At 45.4% G+C, this 13,289-nt stretch carries 12 protein-coding genes; 5 read left to right on the forward strand and 7 right to left on the reverse strand.

Annotated features, from left to right (window positions below):
• Positions 1 to 47: 47 nt before the first annotated feature.
• The 4 genes from HYN59_RS13325 to acs form a co-directional block, all read right to left on the reverse strand.
• Positions 48 to 1,100, reverse strand: coding sequence for a type III polyketide synthase (locus tag HYN59_RS13325; RefSeq protein WP_108778732.1), 1,053 nt, complete (start codon positions 1,098 to 1,100; stop codon positions 48 to 50).
• The gene (locus HYN59_RS13330; RefSeq protein ID WP_108778733.1) at positions 1,097 to 1,810 is read right to left on the reverse strand and encodes a methyltransferase domain-containing protein; all 714 of its coding nucleotides are present in this window, start codon (positions 1,808 to 1,810) and stop codon (positions 1,097 to 1,099) included. The genes HYN59_RS13325 and HYN59_RS13330 overlap by 4 nt, the downstream gene beginning before the upstream one ends.
• Positions 1,810 to 2,940 (reverse strand): NAD(P)/FAD-dependent oxidoreductase, encoded by a 1,131-nt coding sequence (locus tag HYN59_RS13335; protein ID WP_108778734.1) that lies wholly within the window; start codon positions 2,938 to 2,940, stop codon positions 1,810 to 1,812. The genes HYN59_RS13330 and HYN59_RS13335 overlap by 1 nt, the downstream gene beginning before the upstream one ends.
• A gap of 141 nt (positions 2,941 to 3,081) precedes the next feature.
• A complete protein-coding gene (gene acs, locus HYN59_RS13340) occupies positions 3,082 to 4,989 on the reverse strand; it encodes an acetate--CoA ligase (protein ID WP_108778735.1) in 1,908 nt (635 codons plus the stop codon).
• 266 nt (positions 4,990 to 5,255) lie between these two features.
• Between acs and HYN59_RS13345 the strand changes: the two genes are divergently transcribed.
• The 5 genes from HYN59_RS13345 to HYN59_RS13365 are packed head-to-tail and all read left to right on the forward strand — an operon-like array spanning position 5,256 to position 8,132.
• The gene (locus tag HYN59_RS13345) at positions 5,256 to 5,987 is read left to right on the forward strand and encodes a class I SAM-dependent methyltransferase (protein ID WP_108778736.1); all 732 of its coding nucleotides are present in this window, start codon (positions 5,256 to 5,258) and stop codon (positions 5,985 to 5,987) included.
• Position 5,988: 1 nt separating this feature from the next.
• Positions 5,989 to 6,720 carry a ZIP family metal transporter gene (locus HYN59_RS13350; protein WP_108778737.1) on the forward strand — a complete coding sequence of 244 codons (732 nt, stop codon included), beginning with the start codon at positions 5,989 to 5,991 and terminating at the stop codon, positions 6,718 to 6,720.
• A gap of 17 nt (positions 6,721 to 6,737) precedes the next feature.
• Positions 6,738 to 7,553, forward strand: a complete 816-nt coding sequence (murQ, locus tag HYN59_RS13355) for an N-acetylmuramic acid 6-phosphate etherase (protein WP_108778738.1) — start codon at positions 6,738 to 6,740, stop codon at positions 7,551 to 7,553.
• Positions 7,540 to 7,761, forward strand: coding sequence for a DUF6095 family protein (locus HYN59_RS13360; RefSeq protein ID WP_108778739.1), 222 nt, complete (start codon positions 7,540 to 7,542; stop codon positions 7,759 to 7,761). Before murQ ends, HYN59_RS13360 begins: the two co-directional genes overlap by 14 nt.
• Positions 7,758 to 8,132, forward strand: a complete 375-nt coding sequence (locus tag HYN59_RS13365) for a DNA topoisomerase IV (RefSeq protein ID WP_108778740.1) — start codon at positions 7,758 to 7,760, stop codon at positions 8,130 to 8,132. Before HYN59_RS13360 ends, HYN59_RS13365 begins: the two co-directional genes overlap by 4 nt.
• A 55-nt stretch (positions 8,133 to 8,187) precedes the next feature.
• Here HYN59_RS13365 and HYN59_RS13370 read toward each other — a convergent pair whose 3' ends face one another.
• The 3 genes from HYN59_RS13370 to HYN59_RS13380 form a co-directional block, all read right to left on the reverse strand.
• A complete protein-coding gene (locus tag HYN59_RS13370) occupies positions 8,188 to 10,833 on the reverse strand; it encodes a DNA gyrase/topoisomerase IV subunit A (protein ID WP_108778741.1) in 2,646 nt (881 codons plus the stop codon).
• A complete protein-coding gene (locus tag HYN59_RS13375; RefSeq protein WP_108778742.1) occupies positions 10,834 to 11,265 on the reverse strand; it encodes a hypothetical protein in 432 nt (143 codons plus the stop codon). It abuts the gene before it with no gap.
• Positions 11,266 to 11,332: 67 nt separating this feature from the next.
• Positions 11,333 to 13,183: a DNA topoisomerase IV subunit B gene (locus HYN59_RS13380; protein WP_108778743.1), complete on the reverse strand. Its 1,851-nt coding sequence runs from the start codon at positions 13,181 to 13,183 to the stop codon at positions 11,333 to 11,335.
• Positions 13,184 to 13,289 lie beyond the last annotated feature (106 nt).

Consider the following 13,289-nt stretch of genomic DNA (forward strand, 5'->3'; position numbering starts at 1 on the left):
TCTTAATTTATACCTACAAGGTTTTTAAAACCTTGCAGGATCACGGGTTACCACTCCAATAAAACCCGTTGCGCCGAGAACCCCGGCCCGAAGCTCAGCATAACTCCCTTCTCTCTCTGTTGTGGATTGGTATCCATAATTTTTTCCAATACATACAACACTGTTGCGCTCGACATATTGCCATATTGTTTTAATGTTTCTTTAGTCGCGTCAATGTTTTTTCCCAAGCATGAGAATAATTCCTCTACGGTACTCACGATCTTCCTCCCTCCGGGATGGAATATAAGGTGGTCTATATCGTCTATCTTCAAATTGTTCTTTTCCAAAAAAGGGTGGATAATATCCGGAAAGTGCGATGCTATGGTTTCCGGCACCTCAATGTCCAGTACCATTTGAAGGCCTCCATTAGTTAGCTTGAAGCCCATCATGTGTTCCGCATCATAAAAATGGTACATCTGCTCGTCCAGTATTTTCGGCCCTTTATCTTCTTCATAAGATGACAGCAGGCAGCACGCAGCGCCGTCGCCAAAAATTGCCGCGCTGATGATGTTCGGCATCGAAAAATCATTAAGCTGGAACGTAGCAGTTGGGGCTTCCACGGCTATAACCGCGGCACGCTTGCCGGGATTAGCCTTGAGGAAATTTTTCGCATAAATGATTCCCGAAATTCCCGCTGCACAGCCCATTTCGGTAACCGGCAGGCGAACGATGTCCTGTTTCAGCTTCATACGGTTGACCAAGTAAGCATCGAGTGACGGAATCATGATACCCGTACAGCTCACCGTAATGATATAATCCAGCGTTTTCGGTTCCCATCCTGCTTTATCTAAAGCGTTTTGCAGGACTTTTTCACCCAATTCAATAACCTCGCGGACATAAATATCATTCTTTTCCTCAAACGAAGTTGCTGTAAAAACCTCTTCAGGTTCCATGATGGAATAGCGTTTATCTACGGCAGCACCCTCGAATATCTTCTTTACTTTCCGGATAAAGCGTTCATCCTGGCCATCAAGCCACATGCCCACCAAAGGTAATATTTCTTCTGTGGTCCGGGAATAATTGGGCAGTTGTTTGGCAACCGTTATAATTTTTACGCTCATACTTTTGAAATGACCCATTGATAGCGGAATGCCCACCTCCAGCGGATGCTGCTGTTTTTTATGTTTAGTTTTTTGGCGAATGCCTGCAACTCTTCCTTTTTAAATCCTCTTAATATCGACACCAGTCCATCCTCGCGGGACATACGGTTAAGGGCAAAGATCCGGCAGAGCATTTCGAAAAGCCTGTAGGCTATTTTGCTGCGGTGCAGATCGTTTATCACTACGCCTGTTGACGCATTCCTGTTAAAGGTCGTCATTATTTTTAATATTTCCTCATCTCTAAAATGGTGAAGCGTCAGCGTGCACAATACAATGTCGTATTTCAGGGTTGCAAACTCGTCCTTAAAGATGTCAATGCATTTGTATTCGATATCCGGAAAATCTTTTGAGAGCTTTTCGGCATAATTGACAGTGAATTGGTTAGCATCAATCCCTATCAGCTTAAATCTCAGGCTGTGTTTTTTGGCATGCACCGAAAGCATCCGCAACATATCGCCGTTTCCACAGCCCACATCGGCTATGGTTATCGTTTTGGTTGTATTTGTTTTTTTAAGCAATTCTTCCACACCTTCAAGTGTAAGTTTGTTGCCACCCAATAATTGGTTTATGGAAGCGATCTTGTCCAATGCATCGCGCAACTCCTCGCCTTCCAGTGAAAAGTCATCCATTATCTCAGGCTCCTGTGTACGGTGTTTGGTCGTTATCCCCATTACGAAGCAATATCTATAGGTTGGCCGTGTGTTCGCTTTATAATTTTCGGCAGCAGCGACGGAAACGATGTAACCGCATGCAGTAATGGCCGTGTAAGCAATTTATTGTGCAGGGCGCTCCCCAATAGCCTGCCGGTTTTCAGCCGTTGGCTAAATTGCTTTTTCCATTCGCCGGCATACCTTTTTTCGAGTTCTTCGCGTGAGGTGATCGTCCCATCGAAATAGGAAGATACAAATTCTGAAGCGACCTTGGCACTGTGTATTGCCATCGCCATACCGTTGCCACACAAAGGATGGATGAGCCCCGCGGTGTCGCCCATCATCAGGATATGATTTTCAACCGGGAGTTTTTTATCGAACGATACCTGGCTTATCGTCAGTGGCTTGTCAAAAAGAGGGGTGCTGTTTTCCAGTATCGCTTTCAGGTTTTTGTTTTTATAAAGGACTTCGAGCTGAAACTCCTCAATATTCTTATATTTTTTAAAGGTTTCATAATCGGCAAGGTAGCAGACGTTCACCACATCGTTCTCTACTTTCGATACGCCGCAATAGCCACCGGGAAAGTTGTGCAGTGCGACGGTATCATTAGGGAATTCGCCTTTATAATGCCCTTTAACAGCAAGCCATGGTGACTTCTTTTGAATGAATTCGCGGTTCATTTCTTTGTCAATGTTCGACCTCTTACCGAATGCCCCCAACACGATTTTCGATGTATATATCGCATCGGAAGATTCCACGTAAAATTTATCATCGATAAAATTAACACCTTTTACTTCCCCCAAAATCACTTTACAGCCGTTTTCCTTCGCTTTTTCGCACAGATAATTATCCAGCGCATAACGGCTTACGCCAAAACCTCCCAGTGGGAGCTGTGCCGTTACAGGATGGCCGGTCACGGATGAGAATTCAAACTTGCTGATGGACACAGGATTCAGGAAGGAGACATCGGCGCCAAGCCATTTTAAATAGGGCATTACTTCATTCGAAATATATTCGCCGCATACTTTGTGTTTTGGGTATGATGTTCTCTCTATAATTGTAACCGACAGCCCTTTTTGGGACAGGTGAATGCCCGCCGTGAGCCCTGCAAGGCCACCGCCAACAATAAGTACGTCGGGATTTCTTTCCATGAAACGAATTTAGGGAAAGGGTTAGAACACGGATGTTATAGTTTTGCCAATATTTTAACTCTTCGTCTTTTTTCGCAAAGTTGGCCGAAAACCTTGGAGCAAAAGCTATAAAGCAAAAAAGGCAGCCGTAGCTGCCATTAATTATACTCTTTCGTCCTTTATCTCATCTATAATCTCAGGATTCAACAGCGTACTTGTGTCCCCGAAATTAGAGAAGTCACCTTCTGCTATTTTGCGTAGTATCCTTCGCATAATCTTGCCCGAGCGTGTTTTTGGCAAGCCGGATACGAACTGTATTTTATCCAGCTTGGCAATAGGCCCGATGTGGCTCGAAATATGCTCATTGATCTCGCGGCTAAGGTTATCCCTGTCGCGGCCTTCACCCGTTTCCTTCAGGATGATGAAGCCGTAGAGCGCATTTCCTTTTATATCGTGCGGATAGCCTACAATAGCCGACTCTGCCACCGCAGGGTGCTCGTTGATGGCATCTTCAATAGGCGCTGTTCCCAGGTTGTGCCCCGAAACGATTACTACATCGTCTACCCTTCCGGTAATGCGGTAGTAGCCTACTTCATCACGAAGCGCACCATCGCCTGTAAAATATTTCCCAGGGAAAGTAGAGAAATAAGTTTCCTTAAAGCGCTGGTGGTCGCCCCATATCGTGCGCGCCATTCCCGGCCACGGGAACTTTATGCACAGGCTGCCCACTACCTGGTTGCCTTCTATCTCGTTGCGCTTTTCATCCATCAGTACAGGCTGTATACCCGGTAACGGAAGTGTAGCATAGGTTGGCTTGGTCGGCGTTACGAAAGGTATCGGCGATATCATGATGCCGCCCGTCTCTGTTTGCCACCAGGTGTCTACAATAGGGGCTCTTTTTTTGCCTACATGATCGTTGTACCAGTGCCATGCCTCCTCGTTGATAGGCTCCCCTACCGACCCGATAACCTTCAGGCTAGAAAGATCGTTCTTGTCTACCCATTCCCAATTCTCTTTGGCAAGCGAACGTATAGCAGTCGGCGCTGTATAGAACTGCGTAACCTTATGCTTGTCTATAACTTCCCAAAAACGGCCAAAGTCAGGGTATGAAGGGACACCTTCGAAGATCACTGTTGTAGCGCCATTTAATAATGGGCCATATAAAATATAGGAGTGCCCCGTGATCCAGCCTATATCGGCTGTACACCAGAAGATATCATTCTCTTCGTAGGCAAAAATATTCTTGAAGGTATAAGCGGTATGTACCATGTACCCTGCAGTGGTGTGCAGCATGCCTTTTGGCTTTCCGGTAGATCCTGAAGTATACAGGATGAATAATGGGTCCTCAGCATCCATGATCTCTGCCACGTTATTAGCAACAGCATCATCGAGCAGCGGCTGCAGCCACTGGTCACGGCCTTCTTTCATGTTCACCTGCGTACCGGTACGTTTTACTACTAAAACCTGCTTCACCGAAAGGCATTTTTCGAGCGCTTCATCGACAATGCATTTCAGGTCGATTGTCTTATTGCCACGGAAACCGCCATCCGACGTTATCACCATTTTGCACTGCGAGTCCATTATCCTTGCTGCCACAGCAGATGCAGAAAACCCTGCAAACACTACCGAATGTATAGCGCCTATGCGTGCACAAGCCAGTACGGCAATTGCAAGTTCAGGGATCATCGGGAGGTAAATACATACCCTGTCGCCCTTTTTGATGCCCTGGTCACGCAGTACGTTAGCCATTTTGGCAACGCGGTCGTACAATTCATTATACGTTATATGGAGCGCTTCTTCTTTGGGGTCGTTAGGCTCAAAAATGATAGCGGTCTTCTCGCCTCTTTTCGCTAAATGCCTGTCGATACAGTTTTTAACGATATTTACTTTGGCATTCAGAAACCATTTTACATCGGCTTCCTGCATATCGAATTCCACAACCTTATCCCATTTCTGGTACCATGTAAAGTTCTCATCGGCTATTTTATCCCAAAATTTACGGGGCTCGCGGATGGACTTATTATAATGCTTAAAATATTGCTCAAGGCTTTTTACCTGATAGTAACTCATCTTGCTTGTTTTTTGGTGTTGTAAAGATACAATCCTTTAGTAATTATAGTAATTTTTCTTCAGGTTTTTAGCTTGCGTTTCTTATTAAAATGCAAATTTAATTTGGTAAATACCACAAATGTGAAATCGGGCGCAAACCTCGCCAAAGCTTCCAACGCGCTTTTTCATGCCCAAACCATGGCTTTTTATATGTAATTTAATAGTACTACCATAGAAAATATAGTAAATTTGCCGTTTAACCTTAAACGAGATATCGTACGCCCGCTATGCATCAAGAGAAAAAAAAATGGTTTGCTTCCTGGTTTGACACTCCGTATTATCACATACTTTATAAGGACCGGGACTATGAAGAAGCACAGCTCTTTATGGACAACCTTACCAATTACCTTAACCTTCCTGAAGATGCTAAAATACTCGACCTGGCGTGTGGGAAAGGCCGCCATTCGGTGTACCTGAACCAGTTGGGTTATGATGTTACGGGTGCCGACCTATCTGAAAACAGCATAGAAAAAGCATCTAAATACAGCAACGAAAAATTGCATTTTACGGTACACGATATGCGGGAGCCTTTCGATGAAAAGTTTGATGCGATATTCAACCTCTTTACCAGCTTTGGCTATTTTGAAGATGATGCCGATAACCTTAAAACACTAAAAGCCATCTGCGAAAGCCTTGCCGAATACGGTTTTGGCGTTATCGATTTCATGAATGTGCACCACGTGATCAATAACCTTGTGCCCGAAGAAGTAAAAACTGTTGAAGGCATCGATTTCCATATAAAAAGGTATGTAAAGGAGGGCCATATAATTAAGGAAATTGATTTCGAGGCCTGTGGAGAAAAATACCATTTTACCGAAAAAGTACAGGCACTGACATTGGAAGATTTTGAACGGATGATGGAAGAAGCCGGGATATACCTGCTTGATATTTTTGGCGATTACAAGCTGAGGAAATTCTTCAAAAATGAGTCGGAGCGATTAATAATGATCTTTAAATAAAATGATATACTTATTACCTTTATTATCGGTCATTTTAGGCTATGGGGTAGCTCTGATATTAAAACCGAGCAATAAAAAAAGCCTTAAACTATTGCTTGCGTTCAGCGGTTCTTTCCTGCTGTCCCTCACGGTGATGCATTTGCTGCCCGAAGTATATGAAAGCAGTATGCAGGGCCATGAAGGGCACGATCACGGGCATGAACATACACACAACAATATTGTTGGCATCTACATCATGGCGGGTATCGTTTTCCAGATCATACTTGAATATTTTTCCAAAGGCGCCGAGCATGGCCATGTACATGCTTCTTCGCATGATCACGACCATGAGCATTCCAACGCCATGCCATGGCTGCTTTTCCTTAGCCTGTGCATCCATGCGCTGCTGGAAGGCATGCCTGTAAGCCACCACAACGACCTGGCCTGGGGCATAGCGGTACACCACTTCCCTATCGCCATTATCCTTACGGCCTTCTTCATCAATTCCGGATTGAATAAATCAGCTATATTCCTGTTTATGATGGTATTTGCCGCTATGACACCGCTTGGCACACTGGCATCCGGGCAATTGCATGTTATAGGCGATTATTATACTGAAATATCAGCCATAGTTGTCGGGATATTATTCCACATTTCATCAACAATAATTTTCGAAAGCAGCGAGGGTCACAAGTTTAACCTTGCCAAGCTTTTGGTTATCATATTAGGGGTAATCATGGCTTATTTTCTTTAATTTTACCATAAAAACCTATGCCGTTTACAAGAACTACCGAGCAATCATCAAAGTACGGGCATCTTGAAAAAATGCCTGTAGCAGACCTGCTTGCCAATATCAACAATGAAGATAAGACCGTACCGCTTGCTGTAGAAAAAGCGCTTCCGCAGATTGAAAAACTTGTGGAGAAAACTGTAGCGCAGCTCAAAGCAGGCGGACGTTTATTCTACATCGGCGCAGGCACCAGCGGAAGGCTGGGTATTGTGGATGCTTCCGAATGCCCCCCTACCTTCGGCGTTCCGTTCGACCTTGTTATCGGCATCATTGCAGGCGGTGATACAGCCATACGCAAAGCGGTAGAGTTTGCCGAAGATGATGATGAGCAGGCATGGGCCGACCTTTCTGTATGGAATATCAATGAGAATGATATGGTTGTGGGCATAGCAGCATCGGGCACAACGCCTTATGTTATTGGCGGGTTAGACAAATGCAATGAACATAACATTCCTACAGGATGCATAACCTGCAATGCGGGAAGCCCTCTGGCAGCTGTCGCCAACTATCCTGTGGAAGTCGTGGTAGGTCCGGAATTCGTCACCGGAAGCTCACGCATGAAAGCGGGTACGGCACAAAAACTTGTGCTGAATATGATATCTACTGCTACAATGATACAGCTTGGCCGCGTAAAGGGCAACAAAATGGTAGACATGCAGCTGAGCAACCACAAGCTGGTAGCCCGCGGTGTACAAATGATCATGGATGAGCTTGGCATAGAGCAGGAAGAAGCTGCAATGCTTCTTGAAGAGCATCAAAACGTAAGAAAAGCAATAGAAGCGTATGGGAACCGATAAAAAAGTACTTGTAAAAGGCCTTAAATACATGGGCGGTGCTCTGCCATTGATACTAATGGGGCCGGTAGTAATTCACAGCTCGTTTAAAAACCAGGGTCACCCGTTCTTTATACCGGTATTAGGGCTGGGTATTATCTTTTGTGTCCTTGCCATTTTACTGATGTTCCTGGGATTGCGCACTATAATGAAAAGCCTTTTTAACTCATGAAAAATTATATCACACTCCTTTCTTTAAGTTTTTTATTTATCGGATGCTACCAGCAGGAACGTAACTGCAAAGATTTTAAAACGGGAAAATTCAGGGCCGAATACGAGATTGATGGCAAGAAGCAGGCCTCCACATTTGAGCGTACCGAAAACCTGGAAATCGAAAATTTTGGCGGAAAAACTGATTCGGCTTCGATAAGGTGGGTCAATGACTGTGAATATGTCATGCAAAAGATCAATCCAAAAAACATGCAGGAAAAAAAGGCTGTGAGCATTAAGATACTTACTACCAATGCAAATTCTTATACGTTCGAGTTCTCGCTTGTAGGTGATACGAAGAAGCAAAAAGGAACGGTTACAAAAATTGATTAGCGGCGGCTATTCCTTACAATAAAAAACGGCATCCTTAAAAGAATGCCGTTTTTTATTACTCAAGGCTTAACGTTATCTGCCCGTCCTCGTCCAGTGTAATAGTCGTATTCTCGTCGGTAATATCTACCCCATCCTTCACTTCAATCTCTTCAGGTACTACCTCTTCCGGCTCTTCATACGGCAGTGGGTCCAGCAGGTTGATCTGTTTTACTTTATCAGCAGTAAGCTGGTTGCCCAAAGCTTTTATCCCTTTTACAGCAATGAAATTTTCAATATCTACCGTAATGGTTTCTTTCTGTACACCTTTTACTTTGGCAAAAATAACCTCAGCTACCGGCCTGTAGTCCGTAGAAACGATCTCAAGTTGCGACTTATCATGCTCAGATATAAAGATTTCCTCCTTGTTCTCGTTCTCTACCAGAAAACGTTTCACATAATAGCGTTCTTTTTCACCGTCATAATAAATAGCTGATATTGGCTTGTTTGGGTTCCACTTTTCAAGGACGATCATCCCTTCATCAAAATGCGTCGTCAGTTCCGGAATAATGGTTTTCACCTTTCCGGACTGGTTAATGATGAGCAGCCTGTCGTTCGGCCTGAATTCGCCCAGCAACTCTCCCCTGCCATCCACATTGAGGCGCTGCACGGTGTCGTCAAACCATATCCTGCGCGGCTTGAGAGTTGAAATGCCCTTCTCCTTAAGTTCAATCTTCTTGATGGGGTATTTGGTAACGGTATTCCCCCTGGAAGCCCTGCCTTTTATGCCAATGGTTGCAAAATCAATATCGAATTTCAGTTTTTTCACACTTCCTACCTGGCGCAGCAGTACGGTGATCAATTCCGCTTCGCCATTCGGGTTATCGGAGAAATAAAGCACCATCGAGTCTTTGGTCCCTGCGGTCAGGTCATACACCTTATCGCGGGTCACTCCCGAAACATTGAAACGCTTGATATACGATGGCCCCGACTTTCCGTCGCGGTAAATCATGTTGTATATGGTACGCTTGTCGTTCTTATCGAACACTGCAACGTGTATAATGTCCTTACCTACAAAGGTCTTGACATCTACTTTGGTAATTATCATACTGCCGTTACGCAGGAACACGATAACATCGTCGATATCCGAACAGTCGGCCACGTACTCATCTTTTTTGAGGCCTGTGCCCACAAAGCCCTCCTCACGGTTTACATAGAGTTTGATATTGCGCAATACTACTTTTGTAGCTTCAATATTATCAAAGCTGCGGAGCTCGGTCTTGCGCTCGCGGCCTTTTCCGTACTTGTCTTTCAGGTTTTGGAAATAGGCGATCGCAAAATCGATGATATGCTCAAGATGATGCTTTACCTGCTCAATCTCACCTTCAAGGGCTTCAATCTTCTGCTGTGCCTTATCAATATCGAACTTCGAAATACGCTTGATGCGGATCTCTGTCAGCCGTACGATATCTTCTTCGGTAACAGCACGCTTCAGGTGTTTTGTGAATGGTTTTAATCCTTCGTCAATGGCTTTTATAACGCCTTCCCAGGTTTCTTCCTCCTCAATCAGGCGATAAATCCTGTTCTCGATAAAGATACGCTCAAGCGACTGGAAATGCCAGCTTTCCTCAAGTTCGTCCAATTCAATTTCCAGTTCTCGTTTCAGCAGGTCTACCGTGCGGTGCGTGGAAATCCTCAACATTTCGCTTACGCCCACAAAACGCGGCTTGTGATCCTCGATAACACAGCCCAACGGCGCTACAGAAGTTTCACATGCCGTAAAGGCAAACAGTGCATCTATAGTCTTATCCGGCGATACCCCCGGCGGAAGATGGATCAATATCTCAACTTCAGCGGCAGTATTGTCTTCTATTTTTTTGATTTTGATCTTACCCTTCTCGTTGGCTTTAAGGATACTGTCTATCAGTGTAGTCGTATTTGTGCTGAATGGGATCTGTGTAATGACCAGCGTACTCTTGTCCTGTTGGCCTATCTTCGCACGCACACGCACACGCCCGCCACGCATACCGTCGTTATAACCTGATACATCGGCAATACCGGCTGTCGGGAAATCCGGGTACAGCGTAAACGGCTTGCCCTTTAATATCTTAATCGAAGCGTCGATAAGCTCGTTGAAGTTATGCGGCAGCACTTTGGTAGAAAGCCCCACGGCAATACCCTCAGCGCCCTGTGCCAGCAATAACGGAAACTTTACCGGAAGGTTGATCGGCTCGTTGCGTCGGCCGTCATAGGACAGCTGCCACGGCGTAATCTTGGGGCTGTACAATACCTCAAGGGCAAACTTCGAAAGGCGTGCCTCGATGTAACGCGATGCCGCGGCCCCGTCGCCGGTAAGGATGTTACCCCAGTTCCCTTGCGTATCGATAAGGAGTTCCTTCTGCCCTATCTGCACCATGGCATCGCCGATACTCGCGTCACCGTGCGGGTGGTACTGCATGGTATGCCCTACCACGTTGGCTACTTTGTTGTAGCGGCCATCGTCAAGCTCGCGGAGCGAGTGCATGATGCGTCGCTGAACGGGCTTAAAGCCGTCTTCAATGGCGGGTACGGCACGCTCCAGGATCACATACGACGCATAGTCCAGGAACCAGTCCTTGTACATGCCGGTTACCTTAGTTATGGTATCCTGCGAATCGGGGTTGTCGTCCTTTTCGTAAAAATGCTCCCCTTCAAAGGAGTTTATATTTTCTTCTTCTTCGTTCATTTAATCTCCAAAATATTTTATTCCGGCTTGTTTGAATATCTCTTTTAAATGTTCTGTACCTTCAGAGCACATTGAATTGTATTTAAAACTTCCATAAGATGTTCCACATTCAAGACAAACTTCAATATCGGCAATAATCTCCATTTTCTTATTGTAAAACAGAATGGTATGACGAGGAATAAAACATGCCGCCGCAGTACATTCCTCCTTTCGCTTCTTAATAAATAGCAAATCAAAAACAAGTTTCTTAAATTTATCATCTAAGAATACTCTTTCTTTTATATAAGAACTGTCGAGTACAAACTTTTTATTTTCAACAACTAACCCCATTCCATCACGGGGACCTCTGCGGAGCGTATCCCAATAATTTCTTTCCGGGTATGAAATAACTTCTATTTTTTCAGTTTGCGAGAAAGGGAATGTGTCTTCCATTTTTTTGCTACAGCTTCCAAGAGATAGAAGAACAGTAAAAAATATTAAAGTTTTGATATATGAAAACCTACTCCACCGCATCCAGTTCCACTTTCAAATTATTAATGATAAACTCCTGCCTGTCCGGGGTGTTTTTGCCCATGTAGAACTCCAGCAGGTTTTGTATGGAGGTCGCGCTGTCCAGCTGTACCGGGTCGAGGCGTATCTCCTGCCCTATGAAGTGCTTGAACTCATCCGGTGATATTTCTCCCAATCCCTTGAATCGTGTTATTTCCGGCTTGCCTGACAGCTTTTCTATGGCGTTGCGGCGTTCCTCTTCACTATAGCAGTATATGGTTTCTTTTTTGTTGCGCACGCGAAACAATGGCGTTTGCAAAATGTACAGGTGGTTCTCCTTGATAAGCTCGGGGAAGAACTGGAGGAAGAACGTAATGAGCAGCAGGCGGATGTGCATACCGTCAACGTCAGCATCGGTGGCGATCACAATATTGTTGTAGCGCAGGTTCTCCATTTCCTCCTCAATGTCGAGTGCGGCCTGGAGCAGGTTGAATTCTTCGTTCTCGTACACGATCTTTTTGCTCATGCCGTAGGAGTTCAGCGGCTTACCGCGAAGGCTGAACACCGCCTGGGTATTCACGTCCCTCGACTTGGTAATGGATCCCGAAGCCGAGTCCCCCTCGGTAATAAACAGCGTGCTCTCCAGACTCCGCGGGTTCTTGGCATCGGTAAGGTGCACACGGCAATCCCGTAGTTTTTTATTGTGCAGGGAGGCTTTTTTAGCCCTGTCCCTCGCCAGCTTACGAATGCCCGAAAGCTCCTTTCGCTCGCGTTCGGCCTGTAATATTTTCTTCAGCAGCGCATCAGCGGTTTCCGGGTTGCGGTGCAGGAAGTTATCAAGCTTATTTTTAATGAAATCGTTAACGAACGTACGCACGCTCGGCGCATTCGGCCCCATATCAGTCGAACCCAGCTTGGTTTTTGTCTGCGATTCGAAAACCGGCTCCTCCACTTTCACGCTAATGGCACTTACGATAGATTTACGAATGTCGGATGCTTCAAAGTTCTTGTTGTAGAATTCCTTTATCGTCCGCACGATCGCCTCTCGGAAAGCACCTAAATGCGTACCGCCCTGCGTGGTATTCTGCCCGTTGACGAACGAGTAGTATTCCTCGCTGTACTGGGTCTTGCTGTGCGTCATGGCGATCTCTATGTCATCGTCCTTCAGGTGGATGATGTCATAAATGCGGTCCTCCTCGGCAATGGTTTCACCCAAGAGGTCCTTAAGCCCGTTTTCGCTAAAATATTTCTCACCGTTATAAATTATTGTCAGCCCCGTATTGAGGAAGCAATAATTCTTGAGCATCTTTACGATGTACTCGTTACGGTATTTATAATTCTTGAATATGGTTTCATCGGCGGTAAAGGTCACTTTCGTACCCTTTCGCTTAGACGTTTCGGTTTGCTCCTCCTCACTGGTCAGTTCCCCGGCAGAGAACTCCGCCGCCTTGATAAGCCCGTCGCGCACCGATTCCACGCGGAAATAGTTGGACAGTGCGTTGACTGCCTTTGTACCCACACCATTCAGCCCGACCGATTTCTTAAAGGCTTTCGAATCGTACTTACCTCCCGTGTTCATTTTCGACACTACATCCACCACCTTGCCCAACGGAATGCCCCGGCCAAAGTCGCGCACGCTCACTGTCTTGTCTTTCAGCGTTACTTCGATGGTCTTGCCGGTACCCATTACGAATTCGTCAATGGAGTTGTCAATCACCTCTTTTATAAGGATGTAGATACCGTCATCGGGAGAAGAGCCGTCGCCCAGCTTACCGATGTACATACCCGGACGCATCCGGATGTGCTCCTTCCAGTCGAGTGAACGGATATTGTCTTCAGTGTACTGATTCTGCTCCAGCATAAAATTTAATGGATTTTCCGCTAATATAGCGCAAATGCACAAAAAATGAAAGCCTGGGGACAGAAACTTATTAAAAGGGTCTTAACAATAGCTGCTTGATTTGCTA

Source organism: Flavobacterium album, assembly GCF_003096035.1.
In the GTDB taxonomy this organism is placed as follows: domain Bacteria; phylum Bacteroidota; class Bacteroidia; order Flavobacteriales; family Flavobacteriaceae; genus Flavobacterium; species Flavobacterium album.